The organism is Psychrobacter sp. UBA2769 (assembly GCF_002352555.1).
GTDB lineage: Bacteria > Pseudomonadota > Gammaproteobacteria > Pseudomonadales > Moraxellaceae > Psychrobacter > Psychrobacter maritimus.
Map to the genome: position 1 here is coordinate 49,997 of NZ_DEIR01000018.1, position 19,365 is coordinate 69,361.

At 45.5% G+C, this 19,365-nt stretch carries 15 protein-coding genes and 2 riboswitches; of the genes, 7 read left to right on the plus strand and 8 right to left on the minus strand.

Translation table 11 applies throughout. The annotated features are described in order from the left end of the window. Window positions 1-162: 162 nt before the first annotated feature. From gcvP to gcvT, 4 genes are all read right to left on the minus strand, one after another. On the minus strand, window positions 163-3,060 hold the full coding sequence (gcvP, locus tag B3Q63_RS08150) for an aminomethyl-transferring glycine dehydrogenase (RefSeq protein WP_296175605.1): 2,898 nt from the start codon (window positions 3,058-3,060) through the stop codon (window positions 163-165). 90 nt (window positions 3,061-3,150) lie between these two features. After that, a complete protein-coding gene (locus B3Q63_RS08155) occupies window positions 3,151-3,909 on the minus strand; it encodes a nitroreductase family protein (protein ID WP_296175607.1) in 759 nt (252 codons plus the stop codon). Window positions 3,910-4,183: 274 nt separating this feature from the next. Further along, entirely contained in the window at window positions 4,184-4,564 is a 381-nt protein-coding gene (gene gcvH, locus B3Q63_RS08160) for a glycine cleavage system protein GcvH (protein WP_144297111.1), read from the minus strand. 69 nt (window positions 4,565-4,633) lie between these two features. Beyond that, on the minus strand, window positions 4,634-5,821 hold the full coding sequence (gene gcvT, locus B3Q63_RS08165; RefSeq protein ID WP_296175611.1) for a glycine cleavage system aminomethyltransferase GcvT: 1,188 nt from the start codon (window positions 5,819-5,821) through the stop codon (window positions 4,634-4,636). A 168-nt stretch (window positions 5,822-5,989) separates the two neighbouring features. Next, window positions 5,990-6,141: riboswitch (glycine riboswitch) on the minus strand. Between the two features lie 54 nt (window positions 6,142-6,195). Then, a riboswitch (glycine riboswitch) is annotated at window positions 6,196-6,331 on the minus strand. Window positions 6,332-6,663: 332 nt separating this feature from the next. Here gcvT and B3Q63_RS08170 point away from each other — a divergent pair. The 4 genes from B3Q63_RS08170 to B3Q63_RS08185 all read left to right on the plus strand — a co-directional run bounded on the left by B3Q63_RS08170 (window position 6,664) and on the right by B3Q63_RS08185 (window position 10,466). Further along, window positions 6,664-6,984 carry a YcgL domain-containing protein gene (locus tag B3Q63_RS08170; RefSeq protein WP_201565121.1) on the plus strand — a complete coding sequence of 107 codons (321 nt, stop codon included), beginning with the start codon at window positions 6,664-6,666 and terminating at the stop codon, window positions 6,982-6,984. A 362-nt stretch (window positions 6,985-7,346) separates the two neighbouring features. Beyond that, entirely contained in the window at window positions 7,347-8,018 is a 672-nt protein-coding gene (locus B3Q63_RS08175; RefSeq protein WP_296175613.1) for a hypothetical protein, read from the plus strand. Window positions 8,019-8,269: 251 nt separating this feature from the next. Then, window positions 8,270-9,136, plus strand: coding sequence for an AAA family ATPase (locus tag B3Q63_RS08180; RefSeq protein ID WP_296175616.1), 867 nt, complete (start codon window positions 8,270-8,272; stop codon window positions 9,134-9,136). 106 nt (window positions 9,137-9,242) lie between these two features. Further along, window positions 9,243-10,466 (plus strand): vWA domain-containing protein, encoded by a 1,224-nt coding sequence (locus B3Q63_RS08185; RefSeq protein ID WP_296175618.1) that lies wholly within the window; start codon window positions 9,243-9,245, stop codon window positions 10,464-10,466. A 115-nt stretch (window positions 10,467-10,581) separates the two neighbouring features. Here the strand turns inward: B3Q63_RS08185 and B3Q63_RS08190 are convergent, their stop codons facing one another. From B3Q63_RS08190 to B3Q63_RS08200, 3 genes are all read right to left on the minus strand, one after another. Further along, window positions 10,582-11,424, minus strand: a complete 843-nt coding sequence (locus B3Q63_RS08190) for a phosphodiester glycosidase family protein (RefSeq protein WP_296175619.1) — start codon at window positions 11,422-11,424, stop codon at window positions 10,582-10,584. A gap of 83 nt (window positions 11,425-11,507) precedes the next feature. Continuing rightward, complete coding sequence (locus B3Q63_RS08195; protein ID WP_201565116.1) at window positions 11,508-13,310, minus strand: FMN-binding glutamate synthase family protein; 1,803 nt, start codon at window positions 13,308-13,310, stop codon at window positions 11,508-11,510. 297 nt (window positions 13,311-13,607) lie between these two features. Continuing rightward, the gene (locus B3Q63_RS08200; RefSeq protein ID WP_296175623.1) at window positions 13,608-14,435 is read right to left on the minus strand and encodes an IclR family transcriptional regulator; all 828 of its coding nucleotides are present in this window, start codon (window positions 14,433-14,435) and stop codon (window positions 13,608-13,610) included. A 175-nt stretch (window positions 14,436-14,610) separates the two neighbouring features. On the opposite strand from B3Q63_RS08200, the gene B3Q63_RS08205 reads away from it, so the two are divergent. The 3 genes from B3Q63_RS08205 to B3Q63_RS08215 all read left to right on the plus strand — a co-directional run bounded on the left by B3Q63_RS08205 (window position 14,611) and on the right by B3Q63_RS08215 (window position 18,386). Next, window positions 14,611-15,795, plus strand: a complete 1,185-nt coding sequence (locus B3Q63_RS08205; RefSeq protein ID WP_201628941.1) for an acyl-CoA dehydrogenase — start codon at window positions 14,611-14,613, stop codon at window positions 15,793-15,795. 281 nt (window positions 15,796-16,076) lie between these two features. Continuing rightward, complete coding sequence (locus B3Q63_RS08210) at window positions 16,077-17,276, plus strand: CaiB/BaiF CoA transferase family protein (RefSeq protein ID WP_296175626.1); 1,200 nt, start codon at window positions 16,077-16,079, stop codon at window positions 17,274-17,276. Window positions 17,277-17,336: 60 nt separating this feature from the next. Next, window positions 17,337-18,386, plus strand: coding sequence for a histone deacetylase family protein (locus B3Q63_RS08215; RefSeq protein WP_296175628.1), 1,050 nt, complete (start codon window positions 17,337-17,339; stop codon window positions 18,384-18,386). Between the two features lie 66 nt (window positions 18,387-18,452). Here B3Q63_RS08215 and B3Q63_RS08220 read toward each other — a convergent pair whose 3' ends face one another. Further along, a complete protein-coding gene (locus tag B3Q63_RS08220; protein ID WP_290188748.1) occupies window positions 18,453-19,217 on the minus strand; it encodes an IclR family transcriptional regulator in 765 nt (254 codons plus the stop codon). Window positions 19,218-19,365 lie beyond the last annotated feature (148 nt).

Genomic DNA, 19,365 nt, shown 5'->3' on the forward strand with positions numbered 1-19,365 from the left:
ATTGATGTTTTATTATATTAGGCTGTTACTGGTCATTTAAATACTAATGACGTTATTTCTTAAGTTATTGGTTAATAAAGGCAAAATAAAAACCTCCAAATCAGCTGCTGACTTGGAGGTTTTTTTTATAAAAAACTGTTTATGATTTATCGAAAAATACGATTACATGTAGTTTTCGATACTTGGGCAAGAGCACATAAGGTTCTTATCGCCATAAGCGTCATCAACACGTGCCACACTCGGCCAGAACTTATGGGCACGAATGTAAGGCAGCGGGAATGCCGCCGTATCACGGCTGTACGGATGCGACCATTCGCTGCTGGTAATCATCGCCGCGGTGTGCGGTGCATTGACCAACGGGTTGTCCTCTAACGTCCAACCATCGTCGCCAGCTTTGGCTTTCATTGCTTCAGCTTTGATAGATTGTAGCGCACTGATAAAACGATCTAACTCTTCTTTTGACTCAGACTCAGTTGGCTCAATCATCAAAGTACCCGCTACTGGGAAACTCATCGTTGGTGAGTGGAAGCCATAATCCATCAAGCGCTTAGCAATATCGCTTTCAGTGATGCCAGTTTCTTCCTTCAATGGGCGAATATCGATGATACATTCGTGAGCGACACGGCCGTTTTTGCCGGTATAAAGAACAGGGTAGTGGTCTTTAAGCTGGCTGGCAACATAGTTGGCATTTAACAGCGCAAGCTCGGTTGCTTTTAGCAGACCATCGCGTCCCATCATGGCAATATACATCCATGAGATAGGTAAGATACTTGCTGAACCATAAGGTGCTGCTGATACCGCTGAGCAATCATTTTGCGCATTATGCACAGGGCTCAACGTATGGTTGGCCATAAATGGTGCTAAGTGTGCTTTCATTCCGATAGGGCCCATGCCAGGGCCGCCGCCGCCATGTGGGATACAGAAAGTCTTGTGCAAGTTCATATGCAGTACGTCTGCTCCGACATCAGCAGGCTGCATCATGCCGACCTGCGCATTCATGTTGGCGCCATCCATATAGACCTGACCGCCATGCTTATGAATCAAATCACAAATATGACGGATGCCTTCTTCAAACACACCATGCGTCGATGGATAAGTAATCATTAAGGCACCTAGATTGGCGCTGTGTTCTTCACATTTAGCCGTCAAGTCGTCGATGTCTACGTTACCGTTGTCATCGGTTTTGACCACGACTACTTTCATACCCATCATCATGGCGGTAGCAGGGTTGGTACCGTGCGCTGACATTGGAATTAGGCAAACATCACGATCCGTTTCACCCAATGACTCATGGTAACGACGAATTGCTAATAGGCCAGCATATTCACCTGAAGCGCCAGAGTTAGGTTGCATAGACACTTCATCAAAACCTGTGATGGCTTTCAGTTGCTCTTGCAAGCTATCAATCATCGCAATGTAACCGGTGACTTGATCGCGCGGTGCAAATGGATGCACATTGGCAAATTCAGGCCACGTAATCGGTAGCATCTCACTGGTCGCGTTCAATTTCATGGTACAGCTACCAAGTGAAATCATACTACGGTTCATCGCCAAATCTTTATCTTCAAGCGATTTTAAGTAGCGCAGCATTTCATGTTCGGTATGATGCGAGTTAAAGACTGGATGGCTCAAGATGTCATCGGTACGCAAGTGGACGCTATCAAGTGACACGTTAGCCGCTTCAGGTAAATCGTGTGATTTACTAACAAATAGCTGAGTTAAGACATTAAAGTCCTGCTCATCGCTGATTTCACTGAACGCAACGCCAAGCTTACTGTCGCCCAAACGCCATAAGTTATAACCAACATTGTCCGCATTTTCAAAAATCTGCGTCGCCAGCTTCTCTGAACCACAATCAATAACAACCGTGTCGAAGAACTGCTCATGTACCACATTTAGATTGCTGTCGTTAGCTTGTTTAATAACATTTGCAAAGGCAGTCGCAAACGCATGGATACGAGTCGCGATACGCTTCACGCCACCTGGACCATGATACACCGCATACATACCCGCTAGATTAGCAAGCAATACTTGTGAGGTACAGATGTTTGAGTTGGCTTTTTCGCGGCGGATATGCTGCTCGCGGGTTTGCAGTGCCATACGTAATGCAGTATTGCCTTGTGAGTCTTTTGAGACACCAATGATACGACCAGGTGCTGAGCGTTTGGCTTTATCAGAGAAGGCAAAATAAGCAGCATGTGGACCACCAAAGCCCATTGGAATACCAAAACGCTGGGTGCTACCCAATGCCACGTCTGCGCCCATATCGGCTGGTGATCTTAACAGCACCAAGCTCATGATGTCGCTGACAACGCTGACGTAGGTTTTATTTTTCTTTACCGCCGCGATAACGTCGGTTAAGTCTTTTACATCGCCTTCAACACCGACGTATTGGAAAATAGCCCCAAAATAATCACCTGATTTGGCGGTTTCAAAATCACCGACCACGACTTCCCAACCGAAATATTTGGCACGAGTATTGATGACGTCTAAGGTTTGTGGATAGATACGGTCATCAACAAAAAACTGATTTGATTTGCTTTTACTGACACGCTTTGACATGGCCATCGCTTCTGCCGCAGCCGTTGCTTCGTCAAGTAATGACGCGCCAGCCATCTCTAAACCAGTCAAATCAATACAAACTTGCTGGAAGTTTAGCAATGCTTCTAGACGACCTTGGGCGATTTCAGCTTGATAAGGGGTATAAGCGGTGTACCAACCTGGATTTTCAAGCACATTACGCTGAATCACCGCTGGCATGCGCACAGGCGAGTAACCTTGACCGATATAGCTCTTATTAACCGTGATGTCGTCTGCCATGGTACGTAATTTAGCAAGCGCGGCATGCTCACTCATCGCCACAGGCAAGTCTAGCTCTTTATGTAAGCGCACTGGTTCAGGCACGGTATCGTTGATGAAGCTTGCCATGTCTTTATAGCCAACTGCGCTGAGCAGGTCAGCTTGCTTGGTCTCATTTGAGCCTAGATGACGATAGACAAATTCAGCTTCGTTGAATAAACCTTTAAAGGTATCAAACGTTGGGTTTTGAGAAATAGTCATGAGAGTCCTTGGTTAAGGGAGTAATAAAGGGATGGCTAAAATAAATAATAAATAATAACTAGTAACAATAACTAATGACGGCTTACAGTTTTAGACGTAATGGACAAACTGCTCTTGGTTAAAGCGGAACTGGGTGTTGTAGACGCCATTATCAGCGCGCTCACCAGCACCAATCATCATAATGATATGCTGGTCGTTACTTAAATTTAATAAGCGTTTCATAGCAGGCTCATCAAAGCCGCCCATCGGACAGCTATCAAAACCGTGCGCGCGTAGGGCCAGCATTAAGTTTTCAGCGGCAAGGGCGGTATTGTTGGTGGCCCAGTTTTTGGTGTCTTCAAAAGTATAGTAAGGCGACTTGATGGGACCTTTTACGCGTCTAAATACTTGAGTGGCACTCCATTTTGCCGCTGATATTACGTTAACTGGTCCGCGTAAAAAGTCCATGGCCACGACTTTGGTGTAGTAGTCTTTGACTTTTTTGGGTACGGGTGTATCAGGGTATTCGCGCAATATCTGCTGAGCGTGATCCTGCCAGACATCCGTACGAGCAACGATTGCAATCAAGCGTGCGGCGGTTTTTGCTGCGTTTTGATTCATGCAGTTCTTTACCGCGCGCGTGCGATTGTCCGCATCATCAATCACATAAAATTCCCACGGCTGCAGATTACTCGAGTTCGGTGCTAGCATGGCCAAACGCAGACAATCTGCTAACACCTCATCAGGTATCTTTGTGTCGGTAAAGCGACGAACGGAACGACGTGATTCAACCACTTCGCGAAACGCTTGCAGCTGCGGGGTATGAGTAGGCGTCGCAGTATTGTCTTTAAGGTCAGTGCTAGAGGTCATATTAGAATCCATACTGGGGATTGAATGATCAACTTAGGTCAGTATTGAGTGCAACTTTTCAATAGTGTCTGACAAGTGGTTAATACGAGTAAATCGAATAGCGGTTGGCAGTAGTCAATTGAGCGATAAATAGGTTAAAAAAGCGTACAGATATCAGCTGACGCCAATATCTGTCATAGCAAGTTACATTTTTCAAGCTACATTTTTAAGATTGCAAATAGCGATATTTCATTTCAGTCAAATAGCGCTTTTCAGCAAGAAAGCAAAGCTGATATTACAGCTCGTTTTCGTACTCATCAGCAGTTAGCAGCGCTTCGTAGTCAGCGATGTTGTCAGGCTTCATTCTAAAGAACCAACCTTCACCGTATGGGTCAGAGTTGATGATTTCTGGATCATCTTCTAATGCTTCGTTGATGGCAACGACTTCACCTGAGAGAGGCGCGTAAACGTCAGAGGCCGCTTTTACTGATTCTACGACTGAGATTTCGTCATCAACAGCGATGATATCACCCACGTCTGGCAATTCAACAAACACCACGTCACCCAATAGGTCTTGAGCATGGTCAGTGATACCAACAGTGATAGTACCGTCGTCTTCTAGGCGTAGCCACTCGTGGCTGGCGATGTATTTTAGTTCTGCTGGGATATTGCTCATGGTCTCTCTCCTAAGTGATAGAGGATGGTTAACAAAAATAGTGGAAGCTAATAATAGAATTTATAATGACTAAGAGTCAAACTGCTGCTTGCCATTACGGACAAACGGTAGCTTAAGCACACGTACATCGACAAACTTACCTTTGCCGCGCAAATCGACTTGAACGCTATCGTCATCTGATAAGCTGGCAGGGACACGGGCAATCGCAATCGAATTTTTTAGGCTAGGGGAGAAGGTGCCACTGGTAATGAGGCCAGTTTGCTCATTGTCCGTGCCTTGATTGATGGTGACGGTCATGCCTTCACGCAATACGCCGCGCGTCGTCAATAGTAAGCCGACTTGTTTCATGGCGGTGTTGTCGTCTTTTGCTTGCTGACGCTTGCTTACTAAGGCTGCACGACCGACAAAATCACGTTCGTCTTTTAGCGCCAGCGTCCAGCCCATGTTGCACTCATAAGGGCTGGTTTCTTCATTCATATCATGACCATAAAGGTTCATGCCCGCTTCCATACGCAAGGTATCACGCGCCCCAAGGCCAGCAGGTTTGACACCATTGGCTTTTAATTGCTCAAAGAACGCTGGAGCATCATCGCCATGCATAATCACTTCGACGCCATCTTCACCCGTGTAGCCGGTACGAGCAACGAACCAATCTGTGCCTTCGATGTCTGTTAAATCAGCACCAACGAAAGGCTTAAGTCCCGCCAAGGTATCCGCCCAGCTCGGTTTAACTTGCGCCAGTTTTTCAACCGCATTTGGTCCTTGTACCGCAATCATCGCCAGCTCTGGACGCTCGGTGATGGTAATGTCAAAGCCTTTAGCGACTTTTTCAAACTGTACCATGTCTTTATCGCGAGTAGCAGCGTTTGAGACGATACGGTATTCGGTAGCGTCTGCATTCATCAGGTAAACGATTAAGTCATCGATGATGCCGCCTTGCTCATTGAGCATGCCAGAATATAGCGCTTTACCGACGGTTTTTAGTTTATCAACATCATTGGCAAGCAGCTTTTGTAGCCATGCTTTAGCGTCAGCGCCTTTAACATCAGCGACGACCATATGTGAGACATCAAACATACCGGCATCGGTACGTACCGCTTCGTGCTCTTCGATTTGTGAACCATAATGGATTGGCAATTCCCAACCAGAAAAATCCACCAGTTTGCCATCACTATCAACGTGAGACTGGTAAAGAGGCGTGCGTTTAGGAGCTGAAGTGCTTGTGCTTTGAGAGCTGGTGTTTTGAGTGTCGGTCATAACAAATCCTTATGTGTACATCAGTCGTACTCGGTAGAGTAATGAGCGATGTGCAGTATCATAGTAGCGAGAAGCAATATTGCAGGGTGCAAGCATTGCAACCAAGGGTAGCACAGAAAAAAAAGATAAAGCAGTAAGCCAAACCAACGCTGAACGTCGGTTTAAGCAAAAGCCCTATCTGTCCTGTAACCTGAGATTTTCAACACGAACCATCATTTTTTTTAAGCATCTATTTGCAAAAAAATAGCAATGATGTCGCATTTTCTCCCCTTCGGTGGGTAAGGCGTCGTCCGTCCTTACCGCTCTCCAGATTTGTTATGCCTTGTGTTTGGGTGTGCTACGCGATTGACGGTAGACAGCGAAACAGTCGTGGCATGTGTTTTTCAGTCCTTTTACCTGAGCGATTGGCAGGGTATATGCGCCTTCGGTGGTCTTGTTACAACTATCAACGCAACTCATTAAATAAGTGCATCTGACATCGTGCCCAAGACTCTCTCCTGAAAAACGCTTTTATTATGAAAGGTTAATGGTTTTTTTACAAGCCACCGCATGGATTAAAGTGAATAATTTAAACAAAATGCGCTTTTTTAGAGATATTTAGGCAAATAAACCGCTAAAAAAGCCAATTTTTGCGCCTGTACAAAGCAACATAAGGCAATCAAAAGCCATCTCGTTAAAGCCTGCTACGCAAAGCCACTATTGAAAGTCAGGCAAATTATGCTAGGCTAGCAACTATTATTCCCATATTCCTCATTCATTTCATTTAAGCTATTTAATACCAGTCATTTGATAACTGTTTTAATTGATGGTTTTTAACCTTTCGTGCTCAATAGGTGCCCTTTATGCATTGCGATATTTACAAATTTCCCAAACACAATGATATGTATGTCTATATTGCTCGTCCTGATTATCCTAACGATACCGACGAGATTAAAGACTGGCTTGGCGTATTACCAAAAGACTTCCGTGCAGGCTTAGGGCGCAGTCAGTTTGTCATGCATCTAGATTTGGCAACTACGGCAACGCTTGCTCGTGTTGATAAAGAAGAAGTATTGGCGAAATTACAATCACAAGGCTATTTTGTACAAATGCCGCCGCAAGATGTTATGCGCCGCCAAGCCGAGTTGCGTGCCCGTGAAGCACAAGACAATATCTACGATTAATGCGCTTGTTTTAAAGTATTTCTTTTAAGTTATATCGCAAGCTTCTTTTATAATGTGTCTTATTTTATAAGGCAATTAACGGCAACTGAAGGTAACTATAGGTCAGTGGCCAAGTGGCAGCCAGTCATAAACAGTCATAATCGGTGCTAATAACAAGCCAACTGGCGATGCGGCCAATTGATAAAAAACGTTACCAAACAGTGGTCAGCATGCACTTTATTTAGAAGTCGTGATAAACTAGCAGCCTATTCAGTACAGATGTCGATGATGTAGTCGGCCCTATTTTTAGTACGACAGAACGTACCCTATACCGCTAGACACATAACGTGTCACCGGTGATAAATGCAGGTAACCAAACACGTATGGACTGGTTTAAAAGTATCTTACACAGCTTACCATTGGAAGCCATCAGTGACATTCTCGGCGAGATTGCGATTTGGTGGGGGCAGCTGGTAAAAGACGTTCCAGCCGCAGACCTACCCATGTATGCGTATTTGGGCGGTGTCATCATCGTCTTGATACTTTGGCTGCTGGTTGCTCGGGTTTTGCCGCGTCCACTTGGCGGTATGAGCTGGATGATGCTCTTCGCTGTTTTATTAGCTCCCGGTACAGCGCTTGGCGACCCTAGCGTGATTGCACCGGCCAGTATCAGTGTCGTCTATGCCATTATGATGAAAGACACGGCTGGCGCGATTGCTAATATGTTGCCGATATTGGTGGTATTGGTCGTCGGCTTGTTTGTGGGTTTTGTTTGGCAACTGATTCGCGGCGCGTTTGAGTCAAGCTTAGATAAAGCCCGTAGCCGAACGGCAGAAGATACGCAAGCGACGATGCAGCTAACCACGGGTAATTACTTAACAGACAATGCTGGTTTAGCAGAGCCGTCTGCTGATTCAGCATTAGTGACTAAACCCGAAATGACTAAACCCGAAATGGCTAAGACGGAAATAAATAAGCCTGCAGCTGAAGTCAGTTTAAAAAAAGACAATAAGCCATTGAAGCAAGCGGATAGTGATCAATCTGATAAGCTTTAAAGTAGAATTAAGCTTCATTAGTTAAAATAGAAGACACCATGCGTGTCTTTTTTTATGTAAAAGCATTTTTTGCCGATTGAGGATATAAGTAATTAATGACTATTAAAACGATATCAGTAATATTTGTTAGCAACTGCGAACGCATGAGTATTTTGGCAATTAAGGCAGCTGTGCTAGTCTAATTCATTATTTCTTATTCACCAATTGCCCCTTAATCCCTGTAATGTATAACAATAACTGAGACTTAGTTTATGACAAATACGACCGATAAAACCAAGAAAACCTTTACCGGTACGCAAAGCTATATCGCTACCGACGATTTGCAATTGGCAGTCAACGCAGCGATGACTTTGCAAAAACCGCTGCTTATCAAAGGCGAACCGGGCACCGGTAAGACGTTACTGGCTGAAGAAGTAGCAGAGAGTCTGGGTATGCCGCTGATTACATGGCACATCAAATCAACCACTAAAGCTGAGCAAGGTTTGTACGAGTATGATGCGGTATCGCGCTTGCGAGATTCGCAAATGGGTGATGATAAGGTTTATGAGATTGGTAACTATATCAAGCCGGGTAAATTGTGGGATGCCTTTACCAGTAAAGAGCGCAGTGTGTTATTGATTGATGAGATTGATAAAGCTGATATCGAGTTCCCCAATGACTTGCTACATGAGCTGGATAAGATGTCATTTTATGTTTATGAGACGGGCGAGACCATCACCGCCGAGCAGCGTCCTGTAGTCATTATCACTTCAAACAATGAAAAAGAGCTGCCAGATGCGTTTTTGCGTCGTTGTTTCTTTCATTATATCGACTTCCCAGAAGAAGCAACCATGCGTCAAATCATTGAGGTGCATTTCCCTGATATTCAAGAAAAGCTGGTCAATGATGCATTAGATATCTTTTATAAGCTACGTAATGTTCAAGGGCTTAAAAAGCCACCCTCAACGTCAGAATTGGTTGATTGGTTAACGTTATTATTGGCCGATGATATGGCACAAGAAGAGCTGGAAGAAAACTTGCGCGGCGAAAAGTCTATCCCGCCATTATATGGTGCACTGCTTAAGAATGAAGCCGATGTCAACTTATTGCAGCGTTTTGCCAATATGATGCGTCGCTAAGCGACAGACCCTTTGTCATGATTAAAGCCAATGAAACGGCTTTATTCGTAACCATATCAGCAACGTCGCCAGATAATAATGTCAGCCAATAAGTGATACGTGTCTTATGTTTATCAAATTGTTCTATACCCTACGTACTTACGGCGTGCCCGTCAGTACCCGTGAGCTGCTTGACCTAAACGCTGCGTTAGATCAGGGGCTGATGATGCAGCCGCATCCTGAGGATCCAAAGCTATCTACCTTTGCCAGTCGCGAGGATATGTATCGGCTGATTCGCCTCTGTATGGTTAAAGACGAGCGCCATTTTGATAAGTTTGACCGCGCCATGGCAGACTATTTTGAAGGGGTGGATAGCCTTGATATGGACGAGCTGTTGGCCAAGTTGACGGACGTCCCTAAAGAATGGCTCGATTTAAAGCTCGACCCAAAAAATCTGACCGAAGAGCAGCGGCGCTTGCTAAAAAAATACGGCTCGCTAGAGGAGTTGATGAAAGCGCTTGAAGAGCGTCTTAAAGAGCAAAAAGAGCGTCATCAAGGCGGCAGTAAATGGGTCGGTACAGGTGGGACATCACCATTTGGTGCCTATGGCGACCATCCAGAAGGGGTGCGCGTCGGCGGTGAATCGCGTAAACGTAGCACTGCCAAAGTTTGGGAGCAGCGAAAATATCGCAACCTCGATGATGATAATCAGCTTGGTACGCGCCAAATTCAAATGGCACTGCGTAATCTGCGCCAGTTTGCGCGTACCGGTAGCGCGGATGAGCTAGACATTCATGAGACCATCAAGCGCACCGCCAAAAAAGGCATGCTCGATATTCATATGCAAGCTGAGCGCCGTAACCGCGTCAAGGTACTTATGCTGTTTGATGTCGGTGGTAGTATGGATATCCATGTAGAGGCATTAGAAAAACTGTTTTCTGCAGCGAAGAATGAATTTAAAACCTTAGAGTTTTTTTACTTTCATAACTGTTTATATGATTATGTTTGGAAGGATAATAATCGTCGCCATAGTGCACCGATGCCTACCTTTGAGCTGCTCAATAAATACGGCCGTGAATATCGCGTTATCTTCGTTGGTGATGCATCGATGTCGCCCTATGAGCTGATGACAGTTGGCGGTAGTGTTGAGTATATGAATAATGAGGCGGGCATCGTTTGGCTGAAGCGGGTGCTGGCGCATTTTGATAAAGTCGCTTGGCTTAATCCTGAAAACCCCGCGTACTGGCAATATACCCAAACCATCGTCGAGATTAAAAAACTATTCGACAATAGAATGTATCCGATGACCTTGCATGGCATGGAAGACATGACCACTTATTTGGCGCGCTAACGGATAACTATAAGAATCCTTTGCTTTATTTCTTATTGAAACACGCATAAAAGTAGCCGTTATAAAATATAGCGGCTATTTTTTCTTTCTATTTTTCGTTTATACCTTTTCTTTTCTAATTTTTTGTTTCTATCAGCCCAATCATAACGCCCATCTCTTTTTTATCATGCTTATCGATAGTCGGTGCATACAATGCCGAAGCAATGCCGCCATCTAAAAACAATGCATTTGGACAGTTTAAATCATCCTTAAACAGGGTGGCAAATTGATAAAAGCTCACAGGCTCTTCGCTATTGACAAATTGTAGGCTGCCGTCACTGCAAACACCGGCACCATTACGCAGTTTAATCGAGGTGCTGTCAGGGTTGAACTGCGGGTGAATCTCATTATTGATGACCAGCATGGGACCGGATTGCGTCGCATACCAAGGCTGTGCTGTACCACTTTTGAGCTGCTTATCTAAAGCATTACTTTCAGTAACCTGCACCTTACCAGACTTATCCCACCACATAACGCCATTGGGCAATAAGTGAAAGTTGCCGCCACCTTCTTTAATATTTAACGCCCGCAGCTCTTTACCTTCGATGACGGTGTAGCCAATTGGCGCATAATTTTCATTATACATACCGGCGTTCATGGCAAAATTCAGCGTTTGCTCAGACGGTAATGTCGCTAACAAAGTATCAAAAGTCAGCAGCGGCTGGGTGTTATTAGCACTGCTATTTGCTTGCTGCCAAAACAGCTGTAAAGAATAGCGAGGGTCTGATAACGTTTGCGCGTCGATACGACAAGCGCTATAAGTAAAGGGCGCGTTTTGCGACTGGCATGACCAGTGCTTGTTGCCATTATCAGTGCTGCTATCATTTGTGTGGTCTGTCGGCTGACAGGCGCTGATGCTTAATGCAATCAGCGCTGCCGTCAAAAGAGTTTGGGATAAAGTGAAAATGGCGCTTGGCATCAATGACTTGCCTTGTGGCAGGTGGACAGAAGTTATCTATTGTAATGCTTCTACCATATTTTGTCGCTTATTTGCTTATCCACTTAGTCATCTGTATGGGGTAAGTCGCGAAAAGTATTATTGACGTTGCCAATTAACATGCCACCATCGATGATGTCTACTGAATCATCTGGGTGTTTCGTGGTCGGCGCGCTGGTTTCTTTGCCTCTATCGCGCGAATCTTTATTATAAGCAATCAGCGCATCGTTATTGGCAAGGAAGCTATCAGGATTTGCCATGACCCACATTTGGTTAAAGACGTCGGCGCGAGCGTTTTGCGCAAGCAGTGCGCCTTGGTCAGCAAAGTAAAAGAATTTCGATAATAGCTTAATTTGTCCGTTATCTAAACGGCGCGCAATATGATAAGGCTGTAATTGGCTTGGATGCTGGAGGCCAACCGCGCCAACGATGCTGGCGAGTGATTTAAGGGTATTTTTATGGAAGCTTGCCACGCGCTCAGCTTTACTTGGCACATCGAGTGCTTTTTGGCGATACGGGTCTTGGGTGGCAACCCCTGTTGGACAAGTGTTGGTATGACACGAGCGTGATTGAATACAACCAACGGCAAACATAAAGCCGCGCGCTGAGTTACACCAATCAGCGCCAAGCGCAATCATGCGCGCAATATCAAAGCCTGAGACGATTTTGCCACTGACGCCAAGCTTAATCTTGTCACGGATACCGGCGCCAACCAAGGTATTGTGTACCAATAAAAACCCTTCAACCATTGGCATACCGACGTTGTCCATAAATTCAACGGGCGCTGCACCTGTGCCGCCCTCTGCGCCATCGATCACGATAAAATCAGGATAGTTGTTGGTCTCAATCATGGCTTTAACAATCGCCATAAACTGCCACGGCTGACCTACGCATAGCTTAAAGCCGACAGGTTTGCCGCCTGATAAGTCACGTAGCTGCTGCCAAAAACCAACCAACTCGCGCGGCGTGCTAAAAGCGCTATGCGAAGAGGGCGACACGCAATCTTGACCGGTTGGTACTTCACGGGTATCAGCGATTTCTTGGGTGATTTTTTCGGCGGGTAACACACCGCCTTGACCGGGTTTGGCGCCTTGTGAGAGTTTAATCTCAATCATTTTCACTTGCGGGTCAACAGCTTTTTCGGCAAACGACTGCGGATCAAAATTACCCTGAGCATCACGGCAACCAAAATAACCGGTGCCGAGCTCCCAAATCAAATCACCACCAAATTTACGGTGATAAGGGCTAATAGCACCTTCGCCGGTGTCATGGGTAAAGCCGCCCATCTTCGCGCCTTGGTTGAGCGCCATAATGGCATTGGCAGATAAACTACCAAAGCTCATTGCCGAGATATTAAATACCGACATATCATGCGGCTGCTTACAACGATCGCCACCGACCACGATGCGAAAATCTTTGTTTTCTAACGGCTGGCTGACGGCAGATTGTAAAAACCACTCTTTATCATGGGCGTATAAATTGTCTAGCGTACCAAAGGCGTTGGTGTCACTGACATTTTTGGCACGTTGATAAACCAGCGCGCGCTGTTGGCGTGAAAACGGCACTTGTTCTTTATCGTTTTCCAATAAATATTGGCGAATTTCAGGGCGGAAGTCTTCGAGCACGTAGCGGATGTGGCCGGCAACCGGATAGTTTCTCAAAATAGCGTGCTTTAACTGTGTGATATCGTAAATCCCCAAGCACACACCGAAGCCGCCAAGAATGATTAGCCACCAATTCGTCAGTAACAGTCCGGCTAAAAACAGCAAGACCGCGGCAGCAAAGGTACTATAGCGCAAAAATACGCCGACTAAATAAGGAGAACTGGTTTTTGATTCTGGATTCAAATTGGTACGAGATTGGGGCATAACGATACTCAACAGTAAAACATTGGAATTAAAAATGCGGCAGAAAGTTATTTCGTAACTTTGCCGCTATTCATTATTCAGTATAAAAAGATTGGATAATACTCATTAAAACAAATTAAAGCGCCACCAACTTAAACACTGACGATAAAGGCAGGGGCTCAAATTGATGGCGTACATCATACGCCTATAATATCACGGCTCCATATTAATTGAGTAACGGCTTGCTAATAATGACGTGATAATGCCGTTTTTAAAGGTTTTAGCATGGCATAAACGGCTTATTAGCCAAATAAGCGTTTAAATACCGCGTCCAATCTTTTCAGCCAACGCCTGCAATTTTGGCACAATCATCGCTGCATATTCTTCCGCTTGCCAGTTGGCACTCGGCACACTGGCATTGAGCGAATACGCATACTGCCCAGTGGCAACATCAAAGACACCAACGGCTACGGCCAATATGTCGGTAGAAAACTCACCGTCTGATACCGTATAACCATGCAATCTATAATGCTCTTCTGCATCAGATAAAGCCAACTGCGCGTGTTTATAATCTTCTGTAGATAAGTGCTGTTGTAAATTACTAAGAATCACACTCTGTCTTGCTGGCGAGCTGGCCGCATAAAAAGCGCGCCCAATAGCAGTACGGGCGACGGGCACTGCCGAGCCAACTTGCAAATTTACCGATAGGCGAGCAGGGCTACGACAACAAGCGTGATAGCGCATTTCTCCTTCGACTTCGGTTGCTAAATTCACCGATACTTCATTGCTACTGGCAAACTGTCGTAGCAACGGCTCAGCTGCCGCCACCATGTCGTGACGACTCCACGCCGTTGCGCTGAGTCTCACCGCGCTACTGCCTAATTGATATTGTCCATGCTCGGTCATGCGTAAAAATCCAAGCGTCATCAAAGTATGAATAAGACGGGTGATGGTCGCTTTTGGCAAGGAAGTCATTTGACACAATTGCTGATGACTGAGCTGCTCATGCTGTTCAAAGGCTGCCAATAAAGTCAGTCCACGCCCCAGTGCGGTGACAAACTGCCGGTCATTATCGTCCTTACTTTGCTCAAGAATGGTGGTCATTCGATCGAGTAGTGGCAGAGCTGCCGATACATTTTTTGTCATTTTATGCTCATTTTTTTTGATAAAGGTTTACAGCGCGGTAAAACTTTGCTTAAATAGATTTAAATTATGAAACTAAGTTTCGCACAGCGGAATAAGCAAGTCAATAACCTGTGCAGTCAATTTACTTATTAATCACTACTCGTCGGTCAGGAAGACTGACATCAAGGAGATCCACATGGCAACATCTACGCGTCCAAGTTTCGATTGGGAAGATCCGTTTTTATTACGCAACCAGTTGACTGATGAAGAGCGCATGGTCACGGACAGCGCCCGTCAGTTTTTTCAAAAAGAGTTGATGCCTGGCATTATAGAAGCCAATCGTAACGAGAACTTTGACCGTAATATCATGCGTCAAATGGGTGAGATGGGCTTGCTTGGCGTAACGATTGAAGGTTATGGCTGTGCCGGTTTATCTAGTGTTGCTTACGGTCTGATTGCGAAAGAAATCGAAGCCGTTGACTCTGGCTACCGTTCAGCGATGAGCGTGCAATCAAGCTTGGTCATGCATCCTATTTGGGCATACGGCACCGAAGAGCAAAGAGAGAGATATCTGCCTAAGCTTGCTACTGGCGAATATGTTGGCTGCTTTGGTCTGACTGAGCCGGATTCAGGCTCAGATCCTGCCTCGATGTCGACCCGTGCACGCGCGGTTGATGGCGGTTATGAGCTGACGGGTAATAAAATGTGGATTACCAACAGTCCTATCGCTGATGTGTTTGTCGTTTGGGCAAAGGACGATGCCGGTGAGATTCGCGGTTTTGTTTTAGATAAAGGTATGAAAGGGTTATCAGCGCCGAAGATTGAAGGTAAGTTTTCACTACGTGCTTCAGTTACCGGTGAAATCGTTATGGACAAGGTATTTGTCCCTGAAGCCAATGCTTTCCCAGATATCCGTGGTCTAAAAGGGCCGTTTGGTTGCTTAAATAAAGCCCGTTACGGTATCGCTTGGGGTGCAATGGGTGCGGCTGAGTTCTGCTGGAAAGCAGCACGCCAGTACACGCTAGATCGTAAGCAGTTTGGTCGTCCGCTCGCCGCAACGCAGCTCGTACAGTTGAAACTTGCCAATATGCAAACAGAAATCACCTTGGGTCTACAAGCGGCATTGCGTGTTGGTCGTCTGATGGATGAAGACAATGCTGCGCCTGAGATGATTTCACTGATTAAGCGTAATAACTGCGGTAAGGCGCTCGATATTGCGCGTATTGCTCGTGATATGCATGGCGGCAACGGTATTTCGGATGAGTTCCACATTATTCGTCATGTGATGAACTTAGAAGCGGTCAATACTTATGAAGGTACGCACGATATTCATGCGCTTATCCTAGGTCGTGCGCAGACTGGTATTCAAGCGTTTTATTAATAAGTGCTAGCTAATCAATGCTAGCCAGTTTTTAGACCATTAACGTACGTTACTGTTTGGCTTTTTATAAGCTGTTATAAACAGGAACGTGCGTTTCTGAGTTTGTAAGCATTGTTTTTAGGCATTGTTTTCATCCATCGTTGTTATGCATCATTTATTTAGCAGTGCCTATTCTTAAAAGGTATTAAGGCATTAAAGAAAAGACAGTAAAAGCTAAATGATACATGGCAATTTTTTATCAAATTTTTATCAAAGAATAAGTTACATAATAAGGGAAGATTATGACTGATATGGCAAAAGGTGCATTACACGGTATTAAGGTGCTCGACTTATCGAGAGTATTGGCCGGTCCTTCTTGTACTCAAGTACTTGCAGATTTGGGTGCCGAAGTCATCAAGGTTGAGCGTCCACATATTGGTGATGAAACGCGTCATTGGGCGCCGCCAAAATTCAGTGATGATACCTCCGCTTATTACGCCACTATTAACCGCAATAAAAAATCCCTCACCGTCGATATCACCACGCCTGCCGGACAAACCATTATCAAGCAGCTTGTCGCTGATAGCGATATCGTCGTTGAAAACTTTAAAGTTGGCGGGCTGAAAAAATACGGCTTAGATTATGACAGTCTAAAACAAGACAACCCGCGCCTTATTTATGCGTCATTGACGGGCTTTGGTCAAACCGGTCCAGACGCCAAGCGCCCCGGTTATGACTATATTATTCAAGGCTTGTCAGGGCTGATGAGTATCACCGGTCCAAGCGATGGTGAACCGCATAAGGTGGGTGTGGCAGTCGTCGATTTATTCGCAGGATTGCAGCTGACCATAGGTATTCAAGCGGCCTTATTAGCGCGTCAAAATACGGGACTTGGGCAGCATGTCGATGTGGCATTGCTTGATAGTGCGCTTGCGATGCTCGCCAACGTTGGTATGAATTATTTGGCATCAGATAAAGTCCCGCCTAGACTCGGCAATCAGCATCCCAATATCGTCCCTTATCAAGTATTTGCGACTCAAGGCGCGTCGCACTTTATCTTAGCCTGTGGTAATGACAGTCAGTTTGCCAAGCTTTGCACTGTGTTGGGCGTTGATTGGCATAGTGACAGCCGTTTTGCGACCAATCCACAACGCGTTGCCAATCGTGAGCTACTTTGTGATGAATTGACCAAGAAATTTGCCGAGCAACCACGCGCCTATTGGTTAGAGGTGTTAGATAACGCCGGTATTCCTTGTGGGGCGATTCATAATATCGCTGAAGCATTGGCCATGCCGCAAGCGCTGGCACGTGAGATGGTGGTTGATTTTGCCAAACAAGGCAGCCCTGTTCGTGCCCTTGGGAATCCGATTAAATTATCCACCTCACCGGTTACCTATCGTACGCCGCCACCGCAATTGAGCGAGCATACCGATAGTACGCTTGCTGATTTGGGCTATGACAGCGACATGATAGCCAAGCTTAAAGCCGATGGGATTGTTTAGTTAAGCATCATCAGAAACAAGCACCATTGGAAAAAAATGTTAAACAAAGGAATGTTAAGCATGAAAATATATAGCCATGAAAACCTCAGTTTGCATAGACCATTACCGTATTTTTCTTATGGCAAGATGCATGAGCCGTTAGAGATACCAGAGCGCATGGTCGAGTTGCTAAAGGCTCCAGCGGCACTAGGTTTAGAGGTAACCACTGCCACCGATATCGGAATGGGGCCAATATTGGCGGTTCATGATTTTGGTTACGTAGATTTTCTCAAGCATGGCTATGCTGAATGGATGGCTGTTGAGGAAGATTTGGGCGCACAAGTGCAAACAGGGATTTTTGTGCCGTATGACAATCCTGGTATCGGCATCATGGCAAAGGCTGCTAAATATCAGGCCGATGATAGTGCGCCCATCAGTGAGCATTCTTGGACATCTATTTACTGGTCGGCACAAACGGCGCTAAATGCTGCTGAGGCCTTATTAAATGAAGATGTATTAAGTGCTGAGCGTGGGCAAAATAATATCCAGCTTTGCTTTTCACGGCCGCCTGGTCACCATGCGCGCAAGAGCGCGGCGGGCGGGTTTTGTTATCTAAATAACGCCGCCATCATCGCCGAACATCTGCGGCAGAAATACGCAAAAATCGCCATTATAGACACCGACATGCACCACGGTCAGGGTATCCAAGAGATATTCTACGAGCGCAGTGATGTGCTCTATACCTCGGTTCATGGTGATCCAGTTAACTTTTATCCAGCCGTCACTGGTCATGAGTTTGAAAGGGGTTCAGGCGCGGGTGAAGGTTATAACGTTAACTTCCCGATGCCACATGGCACCGATGAAGCTGGGTTTTTTAACTATGTTGATAAATCTATCGAGGCGATGACGCTATTTGACCCTGATGTCATCGTTCATGTGTTGGGCTTTGATGTGTATAAAGACGATCCAGAAGCCAGATGTGCGGTCACTACCGAAGGATTTACCGTGTTGGCGCAAAAGCTGAAAGCGTTAAACAAACCGTTAATTGTCTTGGTCGAAGGCGGTTATTACCTGCAAAAGCTCAATGAGAATTTGCAAGCATTTTTATCAGGGCTGATTTCAGAAGATTAGCAATTATCCTCAGAATAACTGAAATGATTGAAAATAAACAAGGACCTAACGAAAAGCGTTTAGGCCTTATTGATGAGAAATAAAGCCCAAACGCTGCTCAATCTGCTCTGCCAATTCAATCAGGACAGCACTGACCTCAGCTCGTTTGGATTCATACTCTGCTTGCAAAAAGCTGACCGCCATACCCGCAACCGCGTTGCCTGACGCATTACGAATATACGTGCCAAGGCAATACATGCCTTCGCGCAGTTGCCCATCGTCAAGAGAGATGCGACTGTTTTGGATAGCCGTCAGCTCAGTGGACAAATCGATAAAGTTATCGACACCATGCTGGGTAATAGGCGTAGGGAAACCGCTGGCATAGATGGACTTTATGCTGTCCATAGAAAAGGTGGAAAGCATGGCTTTACCGGTAGCAGAAAATACTGCCGGCACGCGCACACCAGCGCGGAAAGTAAAGCCGAGCGGAGCCGGCGCTTCATGACAGGCCAAAAACACCACTTCACCAAAATCGAGTTTGGATAAAGTCACCGTATGCTGAAGCAGGGTAGGATACTGGACAATAAGGTCTTTAAATAGCTGGATAACGCCTTGCTGCTGCTCATATTTGCCCGCCCAATACATCAAATATGAGCCCAAATGAAAGCGGCTATCGCTGTCTTTATAGATGACATGCTTAGCCAAAAGACTCTGCAAAATGTTGTGGGTTGAGCTGCGCGGCAGGTTAAGCTCCTTGGCAATATGAGCCGCTGTCAAAGGCTGGGCGCTGTCGGTTATCAAATCTAAAATCTGAAAAGTTTTGTCCAAAGCAGGAACGGCAGTGGTGCTCATAAGGAACCTATAAAGTCGGTAAAATTAAAAAAACATCAAAATAAAGTGCTAAATCATCACAAAGTTGATAATAGGGGTTGCAAATATGCGTCCATCATTCTTATAATGATGTCTCATATATAGAATAGATGTTCAGTATATTGAACAA